24 protein-coding genes are annotated in these 25,918 nt (G+C 38.5%); 2 read left to right on the top strand and 22 right to left on the bottom strand.

The annotated features are described in order from the left end of the window. From SGI74_10330 to SGI74_10280, 11 genes are all read right to left on the bottom strand, one after another. On the bottom strand, positions 1-653 hold a 653-nt coding region (locus SGI74_10330; protein MDZ4677891.1), incomplete at its 3' end, for a hypothetical protein. Between the two features lie 401 nt (positions 654-1,054). Beyond that, complete coding sequence (locus tag SGI74_10325; GenBank protein ID MDZ4677890.1) at positions 1,055-1,573, bottom strand: hypothetical protein; 519 nt, start codon at positions 1,571-1,573, stop codon at positions 1,055-1,057. 343 nt (positions 1,574-1,916) lie between these two features. Further along, entirely contained in the window at positions 1,917-2,648 is a 732-nt protein-coding gene (locus SGI74_10320) for a hypothetical protein (protein ID MDZ4677889.1), read from the bottom strand. 7 nt (positions 2,649-2,655) lie between these two features. Beyond that, positions 2,656-3,198, bottom strand: a complete 543-nt coding sequence (locus SGI74_10315; protein ID MDZ4677888.1) for a prepilin-type N-terminal cleavage/methylation domain-containing protein — start codon at positions 3,196-3,198, stop codon at positions 2,656-2,658. Between the two features lie 324 nt (positions 3,199-3,522). Further along, the gene (locus SGI74_10310; protein MDZ4677887.1) at positions 3,523-4,932 is read right to left on the bottom strand and encodes a sigma-54 dependent transcriptional regulator; all 1,410 of its coding nucleotides are present in this window, start codon (positions 4,930-4,932) and stop codon (positions 3,523-3,525) included. Beyond that, positions 4,907-6,595 carry an ATP-binding protein gene (locus SGI74_10305; GenBank protein MDZ4677886.1) on the bottom strand — a complete coding sequence of 563 codons (1,689 nt, stop codon included), beginning with the start codon at positions 6,593-6,595 and terminating at the stop codon, positions 4,907-4,909. The genes SGI74_10310 and SGI74_10305 overlap by 26 nt, the downstream gene beginning before the upstream one ends. Continuing rightward, positions 6,592-7,833 (bottom strand): type II secretion system F family protein, encoded by a 1,242-nt coding sequence (locus SGI74_10300; protein MDZ4677885.1) that lies wholly within the window; start codon positions 7,831-7,833, stop codon positions 6,592-6,594. Before SGI74_10300 ends, SGI74_10305 begins: the two co-directional genes overlap by 4 nt. A gap of 3 nt (positions 7,834-7,836) precedes the next feature. After that, entirely contained in the window at positions 7,837-8,904 is a 1,068-nt protein-coding gene (locus SGI74_10295; protein MDZ4677884.1) for a type IV pilus twitching motility protein PilT, read from the bottom strand. Beyond that, positions 8,901-10,607, bottom strand: coding sequence for a type IV-A pilus assembly ATPase PilB (gene pilB, locus SGI74_10290; protein ID MDZ4677883.1), 1,707 nt, complete (start codon positions 10,605-10,607; stop codon positions 8,901-8,903). The genes SGI74_10295 and pilB overlap by 4 nt, the downstream gene beginning before the upstream one ends. 90 nt (positions 10,608-10,697) lie before the next feature. Beyond that, the gene (locus SGI74_10285) at positions 10,698-11,597 is read right to left on the bottom strand and encodes a hypothetical protein (GenBank protein MDZ4677882.1); all 900 of its coding nucleotides are present in this window, start codon (positions 11,595-11,597) and stop codon (positions 10,698-10,700) included. Then, positions 11,582-12,523 carry a bifunctional riboflavin kinase/FAD synthetase gene (locus SGI74_10280; GenBank protein MDZ4677881.1) on the bottom strand — a complete coding sequence of 314 codons (942 nt, stop codon included), beginning with the start codon at positions 12,521-12,523 and terminating at the stop codon, positions 11,582-11,584. The genes SGI74_10285 and SGI74_10280 overlap by 16 nt, the downstream gene beginning before the upstream one ends. 66 nt (positions 12,524-12,589) lie before the next feature. Between SGI74_10280 and SGI74_10275 the strand changes: the two genes are divergently transcribed. Then, positions 12,590-14,500 carry an ATP-binding protein gene (locus tag SGI74_10275; GenBank protein ID MDZ4677880.1) on the top strand — a complete coding sequence of 637 codons (1,911 nt, stop codon included), beginning with the start codon at positions 12,590-12,592 and terminating at the stop codon, positions 14,498-14,500. Then, positions 14,472-15,929, top strand: coding sequence for a sigma-54 dependent transcriptional regulator (locus tag SGI74_10270; protein MDZ4677879.1), 1,458 nt, complete (start codon positions 14,472-14,474; stop codon positions 15,927-15,929). Before SGI74_10275 ends, SGI74_10270 begins: the two co-directional genes overlap by 29 nt. Positions 15,930-15,948: 19 nt before the next feature. On the opposite strand, the gene SGI74_10265 is transcribed toward SGI74_10270, so the two are convergent. The 11 genes from SGI74_10265 to SGI74_10215 are packed head-to-tail and all read right to left on the bottom strand — an operon-like array spanning position 15,949 to position 25,905. Further along, positions 15,949-17,082, bottom strand: coding sequence for a glycosyltransferase family 1 protein (locus SGI74_10265; GenBank protein ID MDZ4677878.1), 1,134 nt, complete (start codon positions 17,080-17,082; stop codon positions 15,949-15,951). Further along, a complete protein-coding gene (locus SGI74_10260) occupies positions 17,079-18,044 on the bottom strand; it encodes a glycosyltransferase family 9 protein (protein ID MDZ4677877.1) in 966 nt (321 codons plus the stop codon). Before SGI74_10260 ends, SGI74_10265 begins: the two co-directional genes overlap by 4 nt. An 11-nt stretch (positions 18,045-18,055) precedes the next feature. Next, the gene (locus SGI74_10255; protein ID MDZ4677876.1) at positions 18,056-19,099 is read right to left on the bottom strand and encodes a DUF3108 domain-containing protein; all 1,044 of its coding nucleotides are present in this window, start codon (positions 19,097-19,099) and stop codon (positions 18,056-18,058) included. Beyond that, the gene (locus tag SGI74_10250) at positions 19,100-19,984 is read right to left on the bottom strand and encodes a hypothetical protein (protein MDZ4677875.1); all 885 of its coding nucleotides are present in this window, start codon (positions 19,982-19,984) and stop codon (positions 19,100-19,102) included. Beyond that, a complete protein-coding gene (gene lpxK / locus SGI74_10245; GenBank protein MDZ4677874.1) occupies positions 19,956-20,987 on the bottom strand; it encodes a tetraacyldisaccharide 4'-kinase in 1,032 nt (343 codons plus the stop codon). The genes SGI74_10250 and lpxK overlap by 29 nt, the downstream gene beginning before the upstream one ends. After that, entirely contained in the window at positions 20,984-22,147 is a 1,164-nt protein-coding gene (lpxB, locus tag SGI74_10240) for a lipid-A-disaccharide synthase (protein MDZ4677873.1), read from the bottom strand. Before lpxB ends, lpxK begins: the two co-directional genes overlap by 4 nt. Beyond that, complete coding sequence (locus SGI74_10235; protein MDZ4677872.1) at positions 22,125-23,072, bottom strand: Gfo/Idh/MocA family oxidoreductase; 948 nt, start codon at positions 23,070-23,072, stop codon at positions 22,125-22,127. The genes lpxB and SGI74_10235 overlap by 23 nt, the downstream gene beginning before the upstream one ends. After that, on the bottom strand, positions 23,069-23,842 hold the full coding sequence (gene lpxA, locus SGI74_10230) for an acyl-ACP--UDP-N-acetylglucosamine O-acyltransferase (protein MDZ4677871.1): 774 nt from the start codon (positions 23,840-23,842) through the stop codon (positions 23,069-23,071). Before lpxA ends, SGI74_10235 begins: the two co-directional genes overlap by 4 nt. Next, positions 23,839-24,300: a 3-hydroxyacyl-ACP dehydratase FabZ gene (gene fabZ, locus SGI74_10225; GenBank protein MDZ4677870.1), complete on the bottom strand. Its 462-nt coding sequence runs from the start codon at positions 24,298-24,300 to the stop codon at positions 23,839-23,841. The genes lpxA and fabZ overlap by 4 nt, the downstream gene beginning before the upstream one ends. Continuing rightward, complete coding sequence (gene lpxD / locus SGI74_10220) at positions 24,297-25,343, bottom strand: UDP-3-O-(3-hydroxymyristoyl)glucosamine N-acyltransferase (GenBank protein MDZ4677869.1); 1,047 nt, start codon at positions 25,341-25,343, stop codon at positions 24,297-24,299. The genes fabZ and lpxD overlap by 4 nt, the downstream gene beginning before the upstream one ends. A 52-nt stretch (positions 25,344-25,395) precedes the next feature. Further along, positions 25,396-25,905 (bottom strand): OmpH family outer membrane protein, encoded by a 510-nt coding sequence (locus SGI74_10215; GenBank protein MDZ4677868.1) that lies wholly within the window; start codon positions 25,903-25,905, stop codon positions 25,396-25,398. Positions 25,906-25,918 lie beyond the last annotated feature (13 nt).

Raw genomic sequence — 25,918 nt, 5'->3', positions numbered from 1 at the left:
TTCTCAGCATTTTGATCCTTCTCAGCATTTTGATCCTTCTCAGCATTTTGATCCGTCTTAGCATTTTGAGCACGCTTTGCTTTCTCAAGTGGATCTTCATTTTCAAGATAGGCTTTCAAAACTTTTCCCAAAACCTCTTCGATGGTGGCATGAGCTTTTGTTTTTTGAGATAAAATCTCTTGAGCGCGTTTTAGATCATTCATGAGTTCTTCTGTTATGCCAAGTTCAAGCTTCAGGCGATTTTCGCTCACGTATTTGATCTTTTCTGGAGTGAGTATTTTAGGGTTAACGCGTGCCACTTCTTTTTCAAGCTTCGCTTTAGGCAGAGTTTGAGCTAAAGCCAACCAGTGGTTTTTATTTTCAGCTGTAATGACTGATGTGATCTTTTTAGCATTAGAGACTGTAATAAGATTATCTTTGATAGCCTGCTTGAGTTCTGGAATTTTCTGAGATTTCCTAGCAATAGCGATTAGATTAAATGATGTAGAATCAGATAACTTTAAAAACTTGAGACAATAATCATAGGAGCTGGTGAACCCCTTTTCACGGTAAGATTTTTCGTGATCGATCTCTTGGATAATATCGATGAGGTCAGATTCACTGGTTTTAAATTTGGCAACCGCTTGAAGCGCTCTATGGTGAATGGGATTCATAAACAACCTCCTCAGAAAATGATTTTTTTACGCTTATTAAAATAATCCTTTAGCTTATCTGCACCGAAGATTTTAATAACTTATAGCATGGGTTTTTGATGTTGATTATTTAAGCTGTAAAGCTCTTAGGTCTTGAGTAAATCAATTTTTTCAAAAATCATTTTCGCAATATAGAAAAGCTCAGGGATTCAAATATGCGCGCGCCTCCGAGATATATTTTTCAAGCACTACGACAAATATGGGAAATGAGCGCAAAATTAAAAATACTTAAATTGCATTTAATTTTCGCTTATGCCCAATAACTGAGGGGTTGGTTAAACTGTACTTAATTTTTGATGACAGGTTTAGATGACGGATTTCTGATTATTTAGCCCAACTGGTCCCGGGACCAGTTGCTTGAATCACTTACATTGAATTTTATTTGTACTTAGGCGATTTTGATTTTCGAGTTCGGTGAGACGTTCTTGAAGGCGCTTTTCTACATCGGTACCTTCAAACCTTTTTAAGGCATCAACAAGTACACCACGTGCGATTTCATACTGACCTGAACCTTCGTATAATCGACTGACAAGTGATGAAAGCCACGAAGGTGCACCGTGCGCAACAGCTTGATTTAATAATTCTGCAGCACGAACGCAGTTTTTTTCTTCAAACAAAGAATGATAGCCAGCACGATATAAAAGGCTCCAGTCATCAGGAAACTGTTTCACGCCTTTTTCATAAAGTGCAGTAGCCCCTTGAACATCTTGAACAACAACACTTAAAACTGTCGCACCTGCGCGATAAACGATTTTGTATCGAGGATCAAGCGTTGTGATTGTATCAAGCATGCGATACTCCCACCCTTTTGATGTTGGTGCTGATTCTTTGTAATCAATTTCTTGAATCAAGCGAACCCAAAACATATCGGCTGTGATCAATTTAAATTCGAGTCGGCAGTAATCAATTTAAAGCCGAGAACGAGATGTTGTAACACCTCAGGGTTTGAAACATATCTTTGATCACGCTTTGATTTCACCGTGATGTTGGAAAGATTTAGAATGAGTGTGAATGCTAAAATTAATCCTGTGATGCGAAAAAAACCGAGAGAGAAATTTTTTAAATTCTCCCCCGATTCACTAATTGCATATTCATGATCAAATCTTAGATACCTGAAACTGTGTTTGTAAGAGTTCTAGCCTCATTGATTGTCCAAGTGTCATTTAAAGTTGATCTTGCTTAAAATTTAAATTTGATTATAGATGGGGATTTGTCATGTGGGCATTAGTTTGTAGGTGGCTTGCATTGTTTGGTTTGATTTTTCAGTGTCACAGGTTGTTTTTCAGCTTCTTCAAGTTCTTTTAAACGATCTTTTAAGCGAGGTTCTAATTCGGTTCCTTCAAATCTTTTCAGTGCATCTATAAGCACACCCCTTGCTAATTCAAATTGACCGGAACGAACATAGAGGCGACTGGCGAGAGAATTCACCCAATTTGGCGCCCCATGAAGTCCGGCTTTGTATAAAAGCCCTGCAGCTTTAGGACAATCTCCTACTTCATAAAGATTATGATAAGCGGCTCTATACAGGAGTGGCCAATGTGTGGGGTAATTTTGTACTGCTCGATCATACAAAATACTGGCACCTTCTACATCTTGAACTAAAATAGATAAAACTGTAACTCCCGTTGTATAAGCAGTATGGTAGCGTGGATCAAGAGTTGTAACAGAATCAAGCATCTGAAAAGCCCAGCCTTTTGAAACTGATTTTAATTCACGATAATCAATTTCTTGTACAAGACGTATCCAAATAAAATCTGAAACAATGAGTTTAAAACCCAATGATAAATGAGAGAGCAACTCGCCTTTTAAAGTAATTCTTGTATCACGATTTTTTTTCTTAAAATCTGACGGTAAAAATAAAATAGTGAAGATCGCAATTGCGACGAGTAGGCACTGACTAAAAAAAAGGAGAGAGATTTTACCCTCTCTCCTATTGACTTGATCCGTAATTAACATTGCAAAATTAGATACCGCTTACTGCGTTGGTCAAAACACGATTCTGAGTCATGGTCCAAACATCAAAAATACCAGAACCTAAGAGATTCGCAGAAGCTGCTGCTTGAAATACGTTAGCCCCGGGATCAACAGTATTTGCTGCTAATGGTGGCTGAACAATGGCCGTACAAGTCCAGTTATTAAAATTAGCTTGGCATGAAGCTACAGCTAAACAGGCACCTGCAGCGGTTGCCGTTTGAAAACAGGTATTAGTACCAGCAGGAGCTCCAGTCGGAGGAGCAGCGCCAGCAGCAGCAAATCCGATACCGTAATTCATACGGCCATCAGGAGCAAAACCAATGGCATCAAAGTGACCAGTGAATGTGCTGTATTCTGCATGAAATGATTTTTCAGCAGTATAAACACCGCTCAAGCTAGCCTTAGCTTCTGATTGTTTAGCCTTTAATTGGAACTTGGTATAATTTGGAATAGCGATCGCTGATAAGATACCGATGATCGCAACTACGATCATAAGTTCGATAAGCGAGAAACCTTTTTGATTGGTCAACATACGTATCCTCCCGTTAAGTTTTTAATATGCGAGTGGATATGCTTATGTTGCATCATCCCCTACGCCCCTTGCCCTTTACATAGTTCAATGCCCGTACCAACACAGTCATTGAAATCATTACAAAATTTGGAACTGCTGTTTAGGATGAGAAGCTCTATATTAGATTTGAAACCTTAAAATACCCTAATTTGGCTTCCTGCCTAAAACTTCGACATCATCCTAAACTAACGAAATATCTACCGTTTGTTAAATATGGCCATTTAAAAGCTTAAGCTGGGCCTTAGTTTTGCCCAAAAAGGTCACCGAGGTGACCTCAAATGCATCTTAATCGTCTACAAGGTCTTCATCACCTGGGCCTGAGAGGCCGTACTTTTCAACTCTGTAGCGCATAGATCTAAAAGTGATGCCTAAAAGCTTAGCGGCTTTCTTCTTCACACCGCTCGCTCTGTGGATCGCTTTAATCAAAATTTCTTTTTCAATTTGGCCAACGACTTTTTCTAGATCTAAACCCTCATCAGTTACATCGATATCGTAAGCTGATACGAGTTTTCTATTACCGTTGGATGTTGTCACCATAGGTGGCAAGCTCTCAGGTAAAATTGTAGCACCTGCTTCAAGGGCCACTGTGCGCTCAATAATATTTTCAAGCTCACGAACATTGCCTGGATAATCATATTTTTTAAGTATTTCCATGGCGTCATCGCTAATGGATTTCACTTCTTTACTGAGCCTACTATTGTACTTATCTAAAAAATGCTTCGCTAAGATTGGAATGTCTTCACGGCGCTCGCGCAGTGAAGGAGCTTTAATAAGAATAACATTGAGGCGATAATAAAGATCTTCTCTAAACCCACCTTGCTTGACGAAATCTTCAAGATTTCTATTTGTTGCAGCTACGATGCGCACATCTACTTTTATATCATCAGTGCCGCCAACCATTCTAATCACTCGCTCTTGTATTGAGCGCAAAAGTTTAACTTGAATGCTCAAAGGCAATTCACCGATTTCGTCTAAGAATAAGGTTCCGCCATTAGCTACTTCAAAGAGACCCATTTTATCTATGTGAGCACCCGTGAATGAGCCTTTTTTATGGCCGAACATTTCGCTTTCCATCAAATTTTCAGGAATAGCTCCGCAGTTTACAGTTACAAAGGGTCTATCTTTAAGTGGGCCATTATAATGTACCGCTTTTGCAATAAGCTCTTTACCAGTACCTGATTCACCTGTGATTAAAACGTTGGTCGCTGTCTGAGAAACTCTTTGAATAAGATCAAAGATCTTATGCATGGCTGAGCTATTACCAATAATACTTGCATAGCTATTTTCTTTTTTAAGTTCTTTTCTAAGTTGAATGTTCTCTGATTCAAGGCGTTTACTTTTTAAAGCATTGTTGATGAGAATTCTTACTTCATCTATTTTAAATGGTTTGGTGATGTAATCGTAAGCGCCAAGTTTCATGGCTTCAACAGCAGTCTCTGTTGTACCAAATGCAGTGATAATCATAAACACAATATCTTCGCTGAGTTCTTTGGTAGATTTTAGAAGCTCAATTCCAGTGACATTGGGCATCTGCAGATCTGAGATGACCATATTAAAACTTTTTTTCTTCATGAGCTCTTGAGCACGCTTACCATCTTCGGCAAGAGTTACTTCGTAGCCCTCTTTTTTCAACATGATATCTAAAAATTCGCGAATGCTTTCTTCGTCGTCAACTACCAGTATTCTGGCCTTCATTATGGTCTCCTGAGCTGTGTGAACTTTGCTTGATCACCTGATGAAATTGTACCGTAAATTCGGTTCCTTGACCCTCATGACTTTCAACAAAAATTTTAGCATCATGAATTTCAAGAATTTTATGTACTGTCGCAAGACCTAAGCCCGTACCTTTTGGCTTTGTGGTAAAAAACGGTTCAAATAAACGCTTCATTGTCTGATCTGACATTCCATGACCAACGTCTCGAAACTTAACTATTAAAACATCTTCTTCTACATATGTCTGAACCGTAAGTTTTGCTGGGTCACGATTATTCATTGCTTGATAAGCGTTGATCACTAAATTTAGGAATACTTGTTTTAATTTATTTTTATCACCAGAGATAAAAATGCCAGATTTTAAATCTCTTACTTGTAAAATATTTTGGGGCAAAGTTTTATTAAGTTTAATCATGTCTAAAACTTCATTTAAAATATTATCAACATTACAGACATCAAGTATTCGATCTTCGGGGCGTACAAATGCTAAAAACTCGGTGATAAACATATTGAGTCTTGAAATTTCTTTAAGTGCAATGTCCATGAGCTTTACCTGATCAGGGGTAGTAAGCTGAACACTGTCTTTTAATAATTCAATACTTCCACTGATACTTGCCAGCGGGTTACGAATCTCGTGAGCAATACCAGCTGCAAGTTTACCTACGGCTGCAAGTTTTTCCTGTCTACGCACAGTATTTTCTAAGCGTAAAATTTCGGTAAGATCTTGAAATATGATGATATAACCATCTACTTGATCGTCTTCAGACATCAATGAAGAAATACTCAAACCTAAAAGTAAACGTTCGCCACCGGGCAAAACGTGACGCCTTTCAAGTCGACTATCAAGATTATGGTCTTTTGATTTTTTCTCCATCATTTGTTGTATGTGAAGCTTCATCCCAGAGAATACTTCATCTATGGTAAGCCCCGTGATATTTGAAAGGCCCAATATTTTTAATGCAGATTTATTACTTAATAATATTTCATAATTTTTAGTACAAGTGATCAGACCTGAGTTGATGTTCTCTACGATGATTTTATTAATATCTTTAAGAGCTTTAATATCTTTAGTTCTAAGATTGAGCTGATTACCCATAAAATTCAGCTGCTCACTGAGATAACCACTCAATGCCGCCACTGAGAAAAAAGCTAGATTATTTAACCCCACAGCGTAATACAAAGTTTGCCCGTGAAGCTCGGGCCCAAACACCAAAATAACACTAAAAGATAAACTCGTGAAAAGTGCGATTAAAAATGCGCCTTTGCGCTGAAAAACAAAACTACAGAGAATAATATTAACTAAGTATAAGAATAAAAAAATCGACTGCTGCATTCCTGTGATTAAAATCAGCGTTGTAATGAAAATGGTATCGTAGACAAACAAAAATGCTGTCGGCAACCAGAGGCGCTGAGTTTTTTCAAAGAAATAGAGGTAAACAGAATTAAGTAAAAATGCAGTGATCAATAAAGTATAAAAAGGGAATAGACTTTCTGTATTAAAAAAAGTTGCTAATTTAATTTGATATAAAATGGTGATCGCCAAGATAGATAGAAAAAAAGCGATCCTAACACCAATGATGAGCAAAGTTCTGCCTCGGTGTTGTTCAAGATCAGGAATCTTCATCTCTTTCCAGCGCCCTATCATTTGACCATGTTCGCCAAGTTAAAGATTGGGAGATACATGGCCACAACTAATACGGCGATGATACTACCAAGAAAGATCATCATTATGGGTTCCATAATTGACGTTAATGCACCTACGGCATAATCAATTTCATCTTCATAAAAATCTGCAATTTTACCAAGCATGGTATCAAGGCTACCAGTTGCTTCTCCAACACCAATCATTTGCACAACCATTTGTGGAATGTATGGCTCTTGGCCAAGGGGTTGAGTGATACTTTTACCCTCAGAAATTGCGATTTTTGCTTTTTGCAAGGCACGTTCAACTACTGTGTTATCAACAACGTTTGCACATATTTCTAACGCGTCAATAATGCCCACACCACAACCTAACATTGTAGATAATGTTCTGGTGAATCTAGCAATGGCCCCTTTTTGTAATAGTGGCCCAATAATAGGAACTTTAATTAGAATAATATCGATAACAGCTCGGCCTTTTGGCGAATTATAATACTGTTTTAAAAAGATCACGAATGCTACAGCAGCAAAAATAATATAGATAAAATTAGACTGCGCAAAATGACTGGCTATGATGACCATTTGAGTAAGCTGCGGAAGTTCTTGCCCGGAACTTTTAAAAAGTTCTTCAAACTTAGGAATAACAAAAGTTAAAAGCGCCATGATGACAACACCAGAAACAAGTAAAATTCCTGCTGGGTACCACATGGCTCCGGTAATCTTTGCTTTTATTTTTACGCTCTTTTCAATATAAAGCGCTAGTCTGTTTAAGATGGTATCTAAAACACCACCCTCTTCTCCGGCTCGCACAAGACTCACATAAAGTCTGTTAAAAACTCGCGGCCAGCCTTCTAAGGCATCACCCAAGCGTTTGCCACTCTCAAGACCTTCTTTAACTGAAGTCAAACTTGCTTTGAGCACCGGGCTCGCACTTTGATTTGCCAAAAGTTCAATTGATTGCACAATCGGTATTCCTGATGCGATCATGGTGGCAAATTGCCTTGTAAAAACTTGTAGATCTTTTGCTTTAACTGAAGGCTCAAGCCCAAAATAACCCAAAATATTTGAAGCACTTCCACCGCCGCCAGATTTAGCAGCAGCAACACCCTTCTCTACAACTTTTAGTGGAATTATTCTTTGTGCACGTAATTTAATTCGAGCTTCAATTTCACTATTAGCCTCAAGGACTCCCTTGATAAATTTACCGCCTGATGTTTTTCCTTGGTAAAGAAAAGCTCTCATTGTTTAGAGCCCCAACTTCTTGAGCATAGAATCTAGCTCTTCAGGGTCAGGAGATGTTTCAAATGCGACTTTCATTGAGATTTGTCTACGAACTAAAAGACTCATGAGACTTTGATTCATCGTCATCATGCCTGAATGGGATTGTCCGATCTGCATTTGGCTATATACTTGGTGAAGTTTATCTTCACGAATTAAATTTCGCATTGCAGGATTCGGAATCAATACCTCACAACTTAAAACATACTTACCATCTACACCTGGCACCAATTCTTGAGAGATAATACCTTGAAGAACAAAACTTAAAAGTATTCGAATTCGATTTTGTTGATCACCAGAAAATACGTTAACAATACGGCTTATTGTTTGAATGGCTGAATTGGTATGCAATGTCGCAAATACCAAATGCCCCGTCTCTGCGATACTCAGTGCGGCTTCTATTGTTTCAAGATCACGCATTTCGCCGATAAGGAGGTAATCTGGATCTTGCCTGAGAGCATATTTTAGAGAATTTTTGTAACTCCAAGTATCAGGGCCAACTTCTCTTTGATTGACTACACAATTTTTATGTTGGTGCAGGTACTCAATGGGGTCTTCCACCGTCATGATATGCCCAAATTGCTCTTGATTAAGTTTATCAATAAGCGAAGCTATTGTTGTAGATTTACCTGAACCCGTAGGCCCTGTAACCAAAACCAAACCATTATTTTTATTCGTCAGCTCACCCACAATGGGTGGAAGTCCCAATTCTCTATAATCAGGAATCTCATAGGGGATTCTGCGAAATGTTCCCGTGACGGCTCCACGTTGGTAAAAAATATTTCCTCTAAAACGAGCGAGTCCTTTGATTCCAAAACTTAAATCTAATTCTTTATGCTCTTCAAACCTACTTTTTTGAACATCCGTCAAAATGCTGTAACAAAGTAGTTTTGTCTCAGCACTGGTGAGTTCATTTGATTTCACACGAACGATTTTTCCATTCACTCTTAATACTGGTGGTGAAGCTGTAGTGATATGAAGATCACTTGCATTTTGATCTAACATAGTTTTAAGGAGCTGGTGGAGTGTGATCACACAACATCCTTTGGTGAACTGTCCATGACTTCTTGGACTGAAGTGATTCCATCTTTTAATTTATTAAGTGCACTCATGCGAAGTGTGGTCATGCCTTCTTCCATCGCTTTACGCTTAAGTTCATTGGGAGTAGCACTTTGGTAAACCAAAGTTTTCATGGCTTCGGTGAACGGCATTAATTCATAAATTGCTACTCGCCCTTTATAACCAATATCGCCGCAAGCTTGACAACCATGCCCTTTAAAAACTGTAAACCCATCTATGTTTTCTTTTTTCACTCCCAAATCGAGTAGTACTTGTGGAGCAACAGCCACTTGACTTTTACAGCGATCACAAATTTTTCGAACAAGGCGCTGAGCGATAATAAGATTCACACCCGCTGTAACTAAAAATGGTTCAACTCCCATATTTATTAATCGATTAATTGTGCTGGGCGCATCGTTGGTGTGAAGTGTACTCACTACCAAGTGACCCGTGAGCGCTGCTTTAAATGCAATTTCAGCGGTTTCGTAATCACGAATCTCACCGACCATAATGATATCTGGATCTTGCCTGAGAAAACTTCTTAGTGATGATGAAAAGTTCAAATCTACATCAGCATTCATTTGAACTTGATTGATTCCCTCGATATTGTACTCCACCGGATCTTCAGCTGTACTGATATTTACGTCAGGCTTATTGAGATCAGAGAGTGCAGAATAAATTGTAGTTGATTTACCTGAACCCGTAGGCCCCGTAACTAGCACCATTCCAAATGGAGCGTATATTCCAGCTTTTAATTTTTCAAGTTCATGGGGTTCCATGCCTAATTTTGCAAGATCTAATTGAAGATTAGCTTTATCTAAAAGACGCATGACAATTTTTTCGCCAAAAAGTGTTGGCAATACACTTACACGAAAATCAATTTCACGATTATCTTTTGTGCGAATTTTTAGACGACCATCTTGAGGCCGACGTCGCTCTGAGATATCAAGTTTGCTCATAATTTTAAGGCGACTCGATATAGCACTAGAAATTTCTGCGGGTGGCTGAATTTTTTCAAAAAGTGTTCCGTCAATTCTAAATCGAATGCGAAAACGTTTCTCATAGGGCTCTACGTGAATATCACTAGCTCTGAGTTTGATAGCTTCAGTTAAAATAAGATTAACAAATTTTACAACTGGTGCATCAGCTTGGCTTTTCTCTACATCCACAATCGCAATATCAACGTTAGTGCGAGTAGGCTCAGAATCTCGCTCCATCTCGGTCATGATGGTTTCGTAAGTCACCTTTGACATATAATTTCGCTCAATAGCATGTTGAATGCCAGCTTCTGAGGCAACGACCACTTCAATTTTACAGCGAGTAAGAAACTGAAGATCATCACGAGCAAAAATATTTGCTGGGTCACTCATGGCTACAACAATTGAGTTACCAGATTTGCTAATCGGAATCAGACCGTATTTTTCACAAACTTCTTTTGATACAGTTTTAACGGCTTCAAGATCTATTTCAAAAGTAGCGAGATCAATCGCGGAAACTTGATGCTGCTTGGATAAAAATTCAGTGAGTTGTGATTCATTGACGTAACCAAGTTTTACAAGGGCTGAGCTAAGACGACTACTGCCGCCTTGTTGCTTTTGCGTCCTCTTTGCTGTTTCAAGCTGGTCAATGGTGATGAGTTGCTCGCGTACGAGCAGTTCTCCAAGTCCCTTACCTGCCATAAAAAGGCCTCCTTGCCTTACCAACTAACTTTTCAGGTTCTTCTTAGCTTCTCATAGTTTAGCACGGCGAGGGTGTTTGTTAAACACGCATCAAGTTCCTCTATCGCGAAATCTTTTAAGGAACGGATTGATATCAAACGGCACCGCGTCAGCATTTGCTCTAAGTTGCGTGCGGTACTTCTCAATATCTATCTTTTTGTCTAGTATCTGACTCAAGAGATATGCATCTGACTGTGCACTGATGTAATCACCAGACAAATGTCGAGCTCCCCAAATTTTTGATTCTTCAATCAAAGGAGTTACCGTAGGAATTAAATTAACATCCACAACGACTCCACCAGCTTTTAGAAAATTAAAAAAGTAAAGCTCATCCAGTAATGCATTCTCAATGGTAAGAGGCGTTGTATTCACCACAAGTGAATGAACACCAGGCAATGTCGTTATTGTTTGAAAAGGAATAAATTCAAATTTGATTTGATAATATTGTTTTCTCATTTCAGCAATGAGCGCATTACCTTCAGCTTCAGACTCGAGCGCAATATTGATTTTTCTAAAACCGATTTTCGTCAATGCACCTACAATAAGTTTTGCTGTACCAGTTCCACCGACGATTAGTGCACTGGCATCAAGATCTAACAGCCCAATATTGAGCGAAACAGTACGTGAGAAAGCCTCCATCAAAATAACTCGTGGCCACCAACCGCCTTTTTCTTTTATAAAAAAATCGCATGCGCCCGCCATTGTAGCCTGGTGCGTGGTTTGCTTAACTTTAGCGAGTACTTCAACAGAAAAAAGATCACTAACACAAAATATATCAGCATCACTGACAAGAACTTCACCCAGGATTTCAGAAAAATTTTCTTTAGTTGCTGTTTTGATTTCTGCAATTATAGATACACCACACTCAGCCGAGCAGGTTTCACTAAACGCTTTCCAACGTTGCTCCCAGGGTTTGTCAGTAATCTCAATTAACTTTAAAATTTTTCCCATGGGTACAACCTTGTTCTCGTTATGTCATCCGTGATCTGAGCCACAAGCTCTTGTACTGAATTGAATCGCAATTCGGGTCTTATGTAATCATAAAAAGTAACTCGTAAAGGCTGGCCGTATATGTCTTTGTCAAAATCTAAAATATGAGTTTCGATTTGCAAGGGCCTTTGTCCAGAATCACCGGTAAAAGTAGGGTTAAAACCGATATTTGTGACACTTATCCAATCATGGCCATCGACACGCGCATTGGTTATGTAAACGCCATTTTTTGGAAAAAGTTCAGCTCGAGTAAATAAATTTGCGGTTGGAATATTAAGTTTTTTTCCGCGGCCGGCACCCTTCTCAATAATTCCCTCAAGATAAAAAGGTCTATTTAAAAATATATGAGCTTTTTTAACATCACCATCTAAAATTGCGTCTCTAATTTTTGTCGATGATACGACATCATCGTTAATTTTTACAGGGGGCATGACATGCAATTCTACTGAGTGTTTAACACAAAGTTTTTCTAACACGGTAAGAGAACCCTGGCGATTTTTTCCAAAACTAAAATCATGCCCCACATACAATGCTTTAAGATTCATTCGAGCTTGCAAAAGATTTGTAAAAAAATCATCTGGTGTGAGTTGACTAAGTTCGCGGCTAAAAGGCTCTATGAGTAAAAAATCAACGTTTTTGCTTTTCAATATTTCAATACGATCATCAAGGGTAAAAATATTTTTAAGGCCCCTTTGTGGAAACAAAACTTTCATGGGGTGAGGATCAAAAGTCATCACGAGGCTTACACCATGGATCTTTTTCGCATGGGCTTGCACCAAGTCCACCAAGTCTTGATGCCCCTTATGCATTCCGTCAAAATTGCCTATAGTCATAATCACGGGCAATTGAGTTGGTAAATCGCCATTTAGTCCGAAAAACACCTTCATAATGTGTGTTAAAGTACTAAATAAATTGAAATTTTCCAAGTTTATTGATACACCGCATAAGAGCCTATGATCGCATTTATCCCACGTCGTCTCAGAGCTTTTTTTAAATTATCCTCCCAGCGCCTTATAAGCGGTTTGGGGCTAAGCCTTCGTCTGCTTTTTTGCTTTGCAGTTGGCTTTATTTTACTACTCACAAACCAATCAAATTACGACATGCGCTTTGCCTTACGAGGCCCACAACAAGTCAAAAACGATATCGTTCTCATTAATCTGAGTCGCGAAGATGTTGTGTGGCTTGATGGAATTAATGATTACGCAGGCAAAAATTCACTTTGGTCTTTAAAAGAAATTGTTGAAACCACTGATTCTTTTTTCTGGCATGCAGCTGTTTGGGAGCGAGCTTTAAGCTCAGTATTTAATGCTGGTGCTAAAACGGCGGTTGTAACTTTATTTTTCAGTGAAGAAATAGTACGGGGCACACTTACTCCACATCAAAATCACTTGTTTCATCGACCCGGAATTTTTTGGGCTGCAAAATCAGATAGTAGTGGTCATGCGCTTCTTCCTGGACTTGCAACTACCGACGGACGTAATACCGGAACTGTAGATTTAAGAACTGACCCTGACGGGAAAATTCGTCATCTTTTAAGCGCTAGTTATTCTACCCCTCATATAGGTGTGAGAGTTGCAAATTTTGTTTTTGGAAAAAATAAATTCGCCCCTTATCAACGTACAGGTGACCCCATTAATTTTCAAGGTCATGAAGGAATCTTTAAATCATATCCGTTTTCTGCACTCCTTAAACATGACATCCCAAACTCTGCACTTAAAGATAAAATCATCATTTTTACAGCCAAAGGAATTCCATCACATCAATTTCAAACTGCAGTGGGTGAATTAACAACTGGTACGTTACTCGCAAATATTATTCATAACTTTATAAGTAATAAATGGATTACTAAACTTCCCATTTGGTTTAATGCCACAGGCCTTCTGCTTGTCATGCTCATTAGTCTTTGGATTATTTTTCAATACCCACAGTCAGTTGCATTTGTTTTCTTAGGTTTCTTAGCAGTGAGTATTATTTCTTTAAGCATTGCACTTTTTGATCTCTACGCAATTTGGATGCCGATCCAAGCCCATTTAGTCACAATACTTGTTACGTATGTTGTTATTTCAGGTTATAGATTAAGTGAATCAGAAAAACTCACTTGGGAATCAGAGCGAGAACTTCATTACCTCAGCCAGGTCGAATCTCTAAAAAATAATTTCTTATCTTTGATATCACATGATTTAAAAAACCCGCTCGCAAAAATCCAAGGCATCACTGATCGACTTTTAGGAAGTAGAGAGGTCGAAATCCCCAAAGATGTGAAGCAAGATTTAACAAGTATCAGGCAAATCAGCGAAGAACTCAGACAATATATCACCAGTATTTTACAACTCACACGCGTTGAAGCGCGAAATATAAAACTCACAAAAGAAGTATGTGACATTAACAGTATGATCCAAGATGTTGTCGATCGTATAAAACCACTAGCTGATCAAAAAAATATTCAAATTAAAATAAATCTTGAACCATTGTTTAGTATGGAATTAGACAGAACTCTCATTAGCGAAGTTCTCATTAACCTGATTGAGAATGCGATAAAATACTCTGACGCGGGCAGTGAAATTACACTAACAACACTGGAGATGGGCCCTGACATTCGCGTTGAAGTAAGTGATAACGGGCGAGGCATTCCCGAAGAAGAAATACCTAAAGTGTTTGAAAAATTTTATAGAGTGTCTGGAGATAAAAACATACAAGTTACGGGCACTGGGCTTGGGCTTTATCTTGTTAAATATTTTATTGAGCTTCATGGAGGAAAAGTGTTTATTACTAGCCAATTAGATATCGGAACCAAAATAGGTTTTACACTTCCGTTAGAAGAACCTGAGGATAATTATGCAGAGTTTACGCGTACTCATCGTTGATGATGAATTAGAATTAAGAAAAACTGTAAAAAGTATTTTAGAATCTTCCGCCTCTGAAATACAATGGACTTTTGCTGAATCAAGTACAGGCCTTGAAGCTTTAGCTCGACTCAAAGAACAAGAGTACGATCTTGTTCTCATGGATGTTCGCATGCCTGAACTTGATGGTCTGGAAGCCTTAAAACTTATAAAACAAAATGATCCACGCACTTTTGTTGTTCTGATGACGGCACAAGCCAATTTACGCGATGCTGTAGAAGCCATCAAAGATGGCGCCTACGACTATGTCGAAAAACCTGTGCGCCCTGAAACCATGGTGAAGATTGTCAATAAAGCACTCGAAGCACGAGAAATGGTTTCATCACTTGCACTGAGTAATCCAATTTTTGATGACGATACAGATTCTGAATTTGTAGGCTCAAGCCAACAGATGAAAAAGATTTTTGATTTGATTTATCGTCTAGCAAAAGTCGACACCACTGTTTTAATACGCGGTGAAAATGGAACTGGCAAAGAACTTGTAGCAAGAGCAATTCACTTTAATAGTACACAGAAAAATGGCCCTTTTGTGGCTATCAACTGCGGCGCTATTCCAGAAAATTTAATGGAGAGCGAACTTTTTGGTCACGAAAAAGGATCCTTCACCGGAGCACATGAACGTAAAATTGGCAGATTTCAATCAGCATCTAATGGGACATTATTTTTAGACGAAATCGGAGAATTAAGCCCACCCATGCAGGTGAAACTCTTGAGAGTACTTCAAGAGCGTAAATTTACACCCGTAGGTAGCAATCGAGAAATTAAAACAAATGCGCGTATCATAGCTGCAACAAATCGAAATCTTGAAAAAATGATTGAAGAACTTAGATTTCGCGAAGACTTATTTTACCGACTTAATGTCATGCCCATTTTTTTACCGCCTCTAAGAGAGCGCGCTGATGATATTCCAGCACTAGCTGATTATTTCATTAAGAAATTCACCAAACGCCACCACAGAGATATTACGAGCATTGACCCTATTGCCATGAGATCTATCACCGAATTTGCGTGGCCCGGGAATATCAGAGAACTTGAAAATGTTATTGAACATTGTTTTATTATCGAGAATTCAAATGTGATTACATTTGATAGTCTACCTGACAGCGTGAAAAATTCGAGCAAAACACGAAAAAAAAATGAAAAAGTATTTTTAAAAACAACTACACCGATTAATATCTCGGTTAGCGGTAGCGGAGCTGAAAACACTACTGAACCCATGAACTACGACAATCTTAAAGAACAATTTGAAAAACAATTTATTATTAATGCGTTAAAAGCCAATCGCGGTAAAATCAATCAAACAGTCGCTCGTGCAAATATTCCTAAAAACACGTTGCTTCGAAAGATTAAGAAGTACGGAATAACTCCACGTGATTATGAGAATGAGTGAAAAATAATCGCAAGTATTGCTAGATTGATTTTTGTAAAATTTTTTCATAAACTCGGCGTGTATCTTCAGCTACTTTTGTCCAAGTAAGACCCGATGCATAGGCCTGACCACGTTTCACTTGTTGTATAACAGCTTCACTTTGACTCAGAATTTCTACCAACTTAATTACTATATGATCTACATCTAATGGATCCACAAGCCAAGTATACCCACCACCCACCTCAGGAAGACTTGTTGTGTTACTTGTCAATACTGAAGCTCCACAGGCCATTGCCTCGATTACGGGTATGCCATAACCTTCTTCATGAGAAAGAAACACAAATGTGCTGCATCCTCGGTAAAGTCCCGAAAGTTCCGCTTCATTCACAAAACCCAAGCGTTTGATTTTTGATTTAACAGCTGACGATTCGATTGTTTTTTTTATTTCTTCAAAACCAAAACCTTCACTCCCTACTAAAACTAGATCAGGGCAATTATTTGAAAGCTTAGCGTTTAATTTTTCAAATACTTTAATGAGACCCAAGATATTTTTTCTCTTCTCTAAGGTTCCAACAAAAAGTATGTACGGTTTTAAAATTTTAAATTTCTTATTTATAATATTTAAACTTTTTTCTCTGAGTTCATTTTGAAAAGTGTTATCTAACTTACTCTGAAGATAAACTTGACGCACACCTTCACCCACAACACTGATTCTCTCAGCACTTAAACCCATTTTTTCAACTAACTGATTTTTCGTAAACGTCGCAGGTACAATAATATGATCTGCTCGATTAATCATGAGTTTTAATTTTTTAGATTGATCTTCAATAAACCTTGAATCAGAGAACTGTCCAAAAATTGAAAACAAGTCATGAACGGTTGCGATTTTTTTACACCCTCCCATCAAAGGCAAACGGGTGTTAAGGCCGTGAAAAATTTCAAAACTATAACCATTAAAATAAGTTACGGGGTCAAGTAATACTGAGCGCTGTGCATTTTCACTTAAGGGCAGTAGATATTTGCCACCCTTAAACCAGCGTGTGATTCGATAAGAATGTGTGATTTGATCGTCACAAAATCGAGATTGATACGCCTTTACAAGCTCTTCACAATAAACACCGGTTCCGGTTTTTTGTGCAAATGCTGCAGTAGTAGTATCAAAAGCTATTTTCATGCAAGAAACTCAACCGCCGCTTCATGTACACGAATCGGTCTGATTTTTTTCATACAATCATGTGTACCGATGGGGCATTGGTTGTGACCATGAGCTCCACACGGACGACAACCTAGTTTTGCTTCAATTACTTTTGATTTTTTACTCCAAGGTGTAAAACCTTGCTTTTGTACTGTGGGTCCAAAAATACTTACAACAGGTGTCCCCACAGTCGTTGCCACATGCATGGCACCACTATCATTACAAATAAGTAGGCTTGATACTTTTAATACTTGGGCAAGCTCATAAATCGAAGTTGTGCCACACAGATTTACAGATTCTTGAATTTCTATTGAGATCTCTTCACAAAGTTTTTTTTCATTAGGAGCTCCCACTAAAACAATCTTATGCCCCTCATCAACAAGCATCTTTGCCACTTCAATATAACCTTCTTTAGTCCATTGTTTTGTGTTCCATTGACTTCCTGGAGCAATAACTACAGCATTTCGGTATTTTTCAAATTTTGTATTTTCTTTAACTTGAACATTCAGAGTAAGTGTTTCTGCTGGAAGTTTTGTGTGAGATAACCTTAACCCTTTAAGAAGACTGAGTTGGCGTAATACATCGTGTTTGGCTTCAGGGCGTAACACATACCTATTATATGCAAAAAAACTCCACAGGTCTAAAAACCCCACACTTAATTTGGGTTTTAGTCTAAACGCCCAAAGTGCTGTTCGAAAACTACGATGTGGACTGATAATGACTTCTGGTTGGAATGCTTTCATTTTTTGAAATGCTAGCTTTAGATTTGATTTACTACTTTTATCAACTTCAATAACTGTATCAACTAAACCCGTTAATAAAAAAAACTCACCAAGATTTTTACGACATAACAAAGCAATTTTTGATTCAGGATGATAAAAACGCAACGCTTTAAGAAGTGGTATGCATAACAACACATCACCCAAAAATGCAGTTTGCATCACTAAGATAGTCAGGGTGCGCCCTTCTCAAGGGCTTTAAGGTAACCGACGAGTTTGCCAATCTTGATTTTGGCTTCGAATTTTACAGGAAAATGTCGCTCATCATCGGTGTACCAAAAGAAAACCTCACCCATGGGTTTAAAAACACCCTCGGCCGCAACTTGAGGTTGAATAACTACAGTTTTAAAATTGCCCAAGTCAGTTTTTAAAATTTCGCGACGAATAACTTTTGCTTTAACTTCCCAGTTTTTATTGTCATCACTTACCGGGTAAATATAAGTCTTGCCTTCTTTGAGAGCAAACATACGAATATAATAAAGTGCTGTGTAAATATCTTGGGAAAAAGGTCTGAGATCCCAATTTTTCTTTTTTTCTTCAACACCTGACTCTTGCGTAACTTTACGTTCCCAAAAGCTTGCCTTTAAAGTTTTCCAATCAAAGATTTGTCGCACTTCGCGAAGTTGTTTTGACTCTTTTACTGAAATAGAAAAATTAATAGGAACCAATTGTTCGTAATCCATGTAGCTATTCGCAAAATCATCAATTTTATAAAACATGCTAAATACCGATGAACTATCCAGCTTAGAATAAAAGTGATAGGCTTTTCTGCCGTTCACCTCAACATACGGTTTAACCTCTAACGTTATATCACCAGCTGAAACTCCAAAATACGTGACCATCATCGTCACTTTTTCACCAACATGAAAAGGATCCACTATGGGACGCCGACCATTAAAACCCTCAGTATCTTCAACTTCTGGCTGACGAACTCCTGTGACAACAGCTTCAGGTACTTCAGGTGATTCGGGACTTTTCTTTTTCTTTTTTCCCTTCATCTCAACTTTTGTAAGTGGTTCTAAACCAAGCTTTGGAGTTGCTGTTGAAGCAGGTGCTGAAGCCGAATTTTTTTCATCTTGAGTCGGAGCAGGCAAAGGTTTGATTACTACTTTATCATCATATTCTTGAATTGGCCCAACAGTAGTGTTGTTATCCTTGAGAGATGAACTGGCACATGCGCTTAAAAATACAATTACTAAAAGTAAGTATCGTTTCATTTAGCGTGCGCCCCCTCGAAAAGGCTTCCACCGTCGGTGAATCCAAAGCCACTGCTCTGGGTATTTTTTAATTATCTCCTCAATCTTACTTGTATACTGCTGAGTCATGAAAGAAATATTTCTATCTGTGCTGCCCTGTTCCATAAATGAAACTTCCTCTTCAAATATAATCTTAAGGCGCCCGTCTGGAAGTCTCACATTGTAAACGGGTATTACCGGGGCCCTAGTTCGATCTGCAAATAATGCAAGACCAGCCTGAGTACCCGTCTCGTGTCCAAAAAAAGTCGTTTTCACACCTACGGGTGGCCCCATGAATTGGTCTAAAATAAAACCAATAGCCTCTTTTTTACGAATTGCTCTTAAAATATCAAAAGTCGACTTTTCTGCACTGATAATTTTTATTCCTCGAGCAAGCCGGAGATCTACCCAAATTTGATTTAAACCCCGTGCTTTGAATTTTTTGGAAATAACGCTAAGTGGAATATTCATATGTGCATTGCATGCACTCATGAGCTCCCAACTTCCAATATGAAGACTTACAAAAAATAAACCCTTACCCTTATTCATTGCGTTTGTGTAGATCTCTCGATTCTCCACAACAACAAGTTTATCAAAAAGTTTTTTGTCGAAATAAGGCAAAAGTAACACTTCTATAAAACCAGTTGCGTAATGTTGAAAATTTCTTCGTGCCATAGAAAAACATTTTTCTTTGGGCCAATCAGGAAACGCCCTTTCGATATTTTCTAAAGCAACACGCCGCCTAATAGGAACAATGTAAAACCATATTAATCCCAGTGTATCACCCATAAGCAGATGAACACGACGAGGTAAGCTTGCAAACAGATAACAAAGAAACTTAATTAAAATGGTGAGAAGCTGCGTCATATATATTCTCAATTGATGGTTCAAATTGAAGTGATGTTTCGATGATTCCCACTGGGAATAAAGTCACTTGCGAAGATTTTGCTTTAAATATCTCTCGCCATTTTACTGCGTCTTTTTCGGTGATCAATGCTATTTGAGCACCAGAATTTTGTGCTAGTTTTAAATATTCATTCACATTTTCTAGTGTGTAAACCGCATGATCATCACGTGTCTTATGACCCAAAACAATGATCCCAGTATCTTTTGCCAATCTCTCGAAACTTGCAGGATTTGCAATTCCAGAAATAAGAAATGCTTTTACTCCCTTAACTTCAATTGACTGTGAAGTACGAATATCAAGACATTGTTTAAAATTTATTACACTCTGAGAGAGATCAATCATGGTGGTTTTAAAAATACGGTCAGCTAATTGATCAATACGATCATCTGAAACTTGATTCGCTCGGGTGATTAATACAAGATCAGCACGTAACAATGCGCTCCAAGATTCACGAGCAAAACCTAATGGCAAAAGATCGTAATGCCAATCGGGCCTTGTCGAATCAATTAAAATAATTTCATAATCTCTTGCCAATTCGTAATGCTGAAGTCCGTCATCCATAATAAAAACATCAACATCATTAATAGTAGTTGCTGCTTTTGCACGTTCATTACTTACTAAAATCTTAGCTTGAGGATGTTTTTGATAGAGCCAAAGTGGTTCATCACCAACCTCTTCTGCTCTTGAAGTTTCAGAAATTATAATCGTTGCGTTTGATTTTCGCCCGTAACCGCGGGTTAAAACACAACACTTAAGGCCCTTAGCTTCAAGTTGGGTCAAAAGATAATCTACAACAGCTGTCTTGCCTGTTCCACCGACCGTGATATTACCAACACTGATGACAGGTTTTGAAAGTTTAACGATATGTCTGAGTCCTGATCGAAATGTGAGTCGATGGAAATAAGAAAAAAATCGATATAATTGTACTAGTGGCCATAGAAATAGAGTCATGAGTGCTCTCATTTAATCAACGCCTCCAATTCATCTACAACTCTATTATTTGCTCCGCCATTGCCAAGCTTTGTTTTAATCAATGCTAATTTACTCTTAATTAATAACCTATAGTTTTCATCATTCATAAAGCGTATCGTCTCACGCGCTAATTGATCAGGGTTTGCCTCTTCTTGAAAAAATTCAGGAACAGCTCTTTCACCTAAAATGAGATTCGCCATACCAAAAAATTCTGGCCCTTTAACTAATCGCTTCGCTAAGAAGCTAGTCAATTGATTCATCTTATACATAATGACCATGGGTGTTTCAGCAAGCCCAGCTACAAGTGTAGCTGTACCACTAGCAACAATACAACTGTCACAAAGCTGAAGAATTTTTAATGGTTCATCTTTGACAAGTCGTACCGCGATTTTAATGTTTTCAGGAATTAGCGCTTGCACCTTCGCTAACTCCAATGAGGGAGCTACCAAAATCAAAAATCGTGCATTTTTCTTTTGTTCGCTGATTTTTTGCGCTGTTTCTAATTGAGTCTGAAAACAATATTTTAATTCAGAATCACGGCTCCCAGGCAAGAGCCCAATGAGAAATTCGCCATCGCTGACACCTAATTGCTGTCGGCCTATTTTTTTTTGCTCATGAGTTAAAGTGTTTTGAGAAATTTCGTCTAATAGAGGATGCCCCACAAAAGTAACAGGCACTTCAAATTTTTTGTAAAAATCTACTTCAAAAGGAAAAACAACTAAAAGTTTGGAGATGATTTTTTTTATTGTATGCACACGCCCCTTACGCCACGCCCATACTTGAGGACTAATATAATAAATCACGGGTATAGATAACCCATGAAGCTTTGCAGCAAGACGCAAATTAAAATCAGGATAATCAAGTAACAGTGCAACTTTTGGTTTTCTGATTTCAGCTTGAGAAACAAGATTTCTAAATGCTCGGCTAATTACACCCCAATGAGCAAGAACTTCCCATAAACCCACAACAGCCATTTTTTCAGACTGCTCAATGATTTCACAGCCAAGACTTTCCATTTTCTGACTACCAATGCCAAAAAATTTTGCCTTAAGGCCGCGACGCTTTGCCTCTTCGATAATTCGAGAAGCGTAAAGTTCGCTAGAGGCTTCTGCCGCTACAATTAGAATTTCAGATTTGGAGACTTCGCTCACGAATATTCTCGAGGATTCTCTCAGCTAAAGATAAGGCAGCGAGTCCATCTTCGCCGCTGACAACAGGACGTTTGTTTTCGCGAACACAATCTACAAATGACTGTGTCTCTTGTAAAAGAGCATCACCCTTTTCAAGACTCCAAGATTCGTGATTTAATGGCGGAACACCGCCAGTCCACTCACCCGTCTTAACCAAGAGATCCACACTTCCTTTACCGAAATCGATTGATAAATATTTGTCCTGTTCAAAAACTCTAAATTTTCTTGTGGCTTGTTGTGAAACACGAGAAGCCGTAACGTTGACGATCGTGCCTGATTCAAATTCAATACGCGCATTTGCAATATCAACAAGCTTTGTCAAAACAGGAACACCAACAGCTGAAACATATTTCACAGGTGATTGTACTAACGATAAAATAACATCTAGATCGTGAATCATCAAATCAAGTACGACATCTACGTCAGCACCCCGTGGTGTGAAAGGTGCGAGTCTATGCACCTCGATAAACAAGGGGCGTTTTAAAACTTTTCTTGCAGAAACCATGGCGGGGTTGAATCGCTCGACATGGCCAACTTGAAGAGTAACATTTTTCTTTTTTGCTATTTCACAAAGTTCACGAGCTTCTTCAGATTTGACAGTTATAGGTTTTTCAATGAAAACAGAAATTCCATTTTCTAAAAGCCATTTGCCAATTTCATAATGACTTGTGGTGCTAGCTGCAACAGTTGCAAGATCAATACGCCCTGCGAGATTTTTATAATCAGCGACGTATTCAGTATTTAACTCTTTTGCAACTTCTTGACCCTTTTCGTGGCGATTGTCAGAGACAGCTACAAGCTCAACATTTGGTATCAACTTATATTTTTGGGCATGAAAACGGCCTAAATAACCAACCCCAATAACTGCAGCTCTAAGTTGCTTCACAAACCCAAGCCCCTTTCGCTTTTCTTTACGAAATCTACGAGATATTCAATTTCAGGTATTTTTTCACACTCATCAGCAATTCGAGAAAGAGCTTCATCAATTGTGGCAGAACCTTTTGTCAGTATTCGAATTGCACGATTGATATTAGTCACAGCATTTTCAGAAAAACCTGCACGCTCTAGGCCGATTTTATTAGTTGCACGGATCGTTGCATAATTGCCCTGAGCAATACCATAGGGCAAAATATCTTTATTCACCATGGATGCACCGGCTAAAAAAGAGTTTCGACCAATTCGCACAAACTGATTCACAGCACTTAATGCGCCAACTGTTACTTTATCTTCAATAATGACATGCCCTGCGAGTTGTACTTGATTTGCGAGCACGTTATTATTACCGATTGTATCGTCATGACCCACATGACAATAAGCCATAAAAAGATTTCCACTTCCAATGATTGTATCTCCCTGACCGGTACCGATACTTATGGTGACACATTCTCTGATGGTATTATTATCACCAATAATCACTCTGGTTTTTTCACCTTTATATTTCAAATCTTGTGGTGGGCCGCCGATAAGTCCGAATCCAAAAAGTTTATTATTTTTACCGATAATTACTTCGCCGGCCACAGAGCCTACAACGACGTGACTATCAAGAATACAACCGTCACCAATGGTAACGTTGTCATGAATAAAGCAAAAAGGCCCTATGGTAACATTTTGCCCAATTTCCGCTTTTGGTGAAATTACACTTGTTGAATGAATCATGAGTTATCCTTTTTTGGCTGACATTTTGCGAGCATATCGGCTTCAGCAACAATTTGGTCATCAACATAGGCATCACAATGAAAATAAAAAATGCTTCCTCGATCTTTAAGAATTTCAACTTTGATTTTAAGTTGATCCCCAGGCACCACGGGTTTTCTAAATCGCGCATTATCAATTGACGCAATCATTACATCTAAAACTTCACCTGGTTTACTTGGCCTATAGGCTATGAGTGCCGCTGCCTGTGCCATAGCTTCAATAATTAAAACTCCCGGCATGATAGGTCGATGGGGAAAATGTCCTTGAAAAAAATTTTCATTGATCGTGACATTTTTAATGGCCTCAATTTTACGACCGATCCATGTACCTTGTGGAGCAGGATCTATATGGGTGATCCGGTCTATTAGAACAAAGGGATATCGGTGCGGTAATCTTTTTAATATATCTTCAATCATCATGACTTCTGTTCCCCCGAATTATCACCCAGTTTTTCTTCTAAACGTAAAAGTCTTTTGTAAATTTCAGGTAATCGCAAATAAAGTGCGCGTGTACGCAAATATTCGTTTAACGGTTGTGGAGGATTACCCTTCACTACAACATTTGATGGTAAATCTTTTGTAACACCAGTTTTACCACCAACAGAAACGTTATCGCCAATTTGCAAATGCCCTTTGGTAGCAGATTGCCCGGCCATTAATACATTATCACCAACTATAGTATTACCACTCACACCTACAAACGCACAGAAGATACCTTGTTTACCAATTTTTGAATTGTGACCAACTTGAACTAGATTGTCGATCTTAGTGCCTTCGCCAATGACTGTATCGTCAAGTGTTCCTCGATCGATAGCAGAATTAGCCCCCACTTCAACATCGTCATGAAGTATCGCGCGCCCTACTTGAGGGATTTTTTCATTCACGCCTTTATTTTTAATAAAACCAAAACCATCACTTCCGATGACAGCCCCCGCGTGAATCACATTGCGCTTTCCGACGATACAGCGATGATAAATTTTTGCGCCACTGTATAACACACTTCCTTCACCAATGACCGCACCCTCACCAACCCAAACACCTGAATGTAAAATAACATGAGCTCCGACTTGAGCCTTAGCGCCAATACTTACAAAGGCCTCTATTTGTGCCGTGGGGTGAATTGTTGCCTCAGGATGTATATCTGCTTTTTGCGATATGCCAGCACGTGCTTTGGGTGTTGGGAAAAAATGCGAAATAAGATGAGCAAAAAGTGCGAACGGGTTGTCAGCCAAAATAAAAACTTTATCGCTTTTGAGATTTTCATCTAATGATTTAAAAAGTTTTTGATTCGTAATCCAGCATTTTGACTGGCTCTTTTTTAGTGAGCCAAGATATTGCTCTGAGGCAATAAGACAAGCAGAATGGGGGTGAGCCAAAGCAGGATCAGCAACCCCATCAATAAGAAAGCCCGGATCTCCAATGATCTCGGCTTTGAATTTTTGACTGACTTCTCCTGCCGTCATCTTCAATTTCAATCACACTCTTTGCTCAGGTTGCTCGCTTTTACGCGCACCTTTACTTTTTCTTATTAAACTCAGCAATTACGCGATCAGTGAGATCGATTTTCTTTTTTGCCCATAAAACTGAATTTTCGGCTTTTTCAAGAATAACGGTGTAACTCTCTTTTTCACCAATATCCCCAATGATGCTGCGAAGTTTTTCTAAAATAGGCTGCGTGAGGTTACGCTCACGCTCTTGAATTGCGAGCTGACTTTTGCCAACGAGATCGCGGTATTTAATCATCTCTTCTTGAAATTCAAGTTGTTTTTTTTGCTTAACTTCATCACTCAAGACCATGCTTTTCTTTTCAAGGTCTTCACTGAGTTTTTTAAGATCTTTTTCTTTATCTTGAAGATCTTTTTTCTTAGAATTAAATTCAGTTTCTAATTCTTTCTTAGCTTTTTTCCCAGCATCTGTTGTCTGAATGGCTTTTTGCATATCGATGTAACCAATCTTTATCGTCTCATCAGATGCCATACCAATACTGCTTAAAAGAAATACAAACCCAACTAAAATCTTTAACATGAAATACTCTCCT

The organism is Oligoflexia bacterium (genome assembly GCA_034439615.1).
GTDB lineage: Bacteria > Bdellovibrionota > Bdellovibrionia > JABDDW01 > JABDDW01 > JAWXAT01.
This window is presented reverse-complemented; position numbering and strand designations above follow the sequence as displayed.

What these genes read in the sequence shown, in the direction of transcription:
- SGI74_10255 (MDZ4677876.1), bottom strand. Translation starts at nt 19,099, where the DNA reads ATGAAACGATACTTACTTTTAGTAATTGTATTTTTAAGCGCATGTGCC.
- SGI74_10300 (MDZ4677885.1), bottom strand. Translation starts at nt 7,833, where the DNA reads ATGAGAGCTTTTCTTTACCAAGGAAAAACATCAGGCGGTAAATTTATC.
- SGI74_10315 (MDZ4677888.1), bottom strand. Translation starts at nt 3,198, where the DNA reads ATGTTGACCAATCAAAAAGGTTTCTCGCTTATCGAACTTATGATCGTA.
- SGI74_10275 (MDZ4677880.1), top strand. Translation starts at nt 12,590, where the DNA reads ATGATCGCATTTATCCCACGTCGTCTCAGAGCTTTTTTTAAATTATCC.
- SGI74_10310 (MDZ4677887.1), bottom strand. Translation starts at nt 4,932, where the DNA reads ATGAAGGCCAGAATACTGGTAGTTGACGACGAAGAAAGCATTCGCGAA.
- SGI74_10280 (MDZ4677881.1), bottom strand. Translation starts at nt 12,523, where the DNA reads ATGAAGGTGTTTTTCGGACTAAATGGCGATTTACCAACTCAATTGCCC.
- SGI74_10320 (MDZ4677889.1), bottom strand. Translation starts at nt 2,648, where the DNA reads ATGTTAATTACGGATCAAGTCAATAGGAGAGAGGGTAAAATCTCTCTC.
- pilB (MDZ4677883.1), bottom strand. Translation starts at nt 10,607, where the DNA reads ATGGCAGGTAAGGGACTTGGAGAACTGCTCGTACGCGAGCAACTCATC.
- lpxA (MDZ4677871.1), bottom strand. Translation starts at nt 23,842, where the DNA reads ATGATTCATTCAACAAGTGTAATTTCACCAAAAGCGGAAATTGGGCAA.
- SGI74_10215 (MDZ4677868.1), bottom strand. Translation starts at nt 25,905, where the DNA reads ATGTTAAAGATTTTAGTTGGGTTTGTATTTCTTTTAAGCAGTATTGGT.
- SGI74_10285 (MDZ4677882.1), bottom strand. Translation starts at nt 11,597, where the DNA reads ATGGGAAAAATTTTAAAGTTAATTGAGATTACTGACAAACCCTGGGAG.
- SGI74_10265 (MDZ4677878.1), bottom strand. Translation starts at nt 17,082, where the DNA reads ATGAAAATAGCTTTTGATACTACTACTGCAGCATTTGCACAAAAAACC.
- fabZ (MDZ4677870.1), bottom strand. Translation starts at nt 24,300, where the DNA reads ATGATGATTGAAGATATATTAAAAAGATTACCGCACCGATATCCCTTT.
- lpxK (MDZ4677874.1), bottom strand. Translation starts at nt 20,987, where the DNA reads ATGAGAGCACTCATGACTCTATTTCTATGGCCACTAGTACAATTATAT.
- SGI74_10305 (MDZ4677886.1), bottom strand. Translation starts at nt 6,595, where the DNA reads ATGATAGGGCGCTGGAAAGAGATGAAGATTCCTGATCTTGAACAACAC.
- SGI74_10260 (MDZ4677877.1), bottom strand. Translation starts at nt 18,044, where the DNA reads ATGCAAACTGCATTTTTGGGTGATGTGTTGTTATGCATACCACTTCTT.
- SGI74_10250 (MDZ4677875.1), bottom strand. Translation starts at nt 19,984, where the DNA reads ATGACGCAGCTTCTCACCATTTTAATTAAGTTTCTTTGTTATCTGTTT.
- SGI74_10270 (MDZ4677879.1), top strand. Translation starts at nt 14,472, where the DNA reads ATGCAGAGTTTACGCGTACTCATCGTTGATGATGAATTAGAATTAAGA.
- lpxD (MDZ4677869.1), bottom strand. Translation starts at nt 25,343, where the DNA reads ATGACGGCAGGAGAAGTCAGTCAAAAATTCAAAGCCGAGATCATTGGA.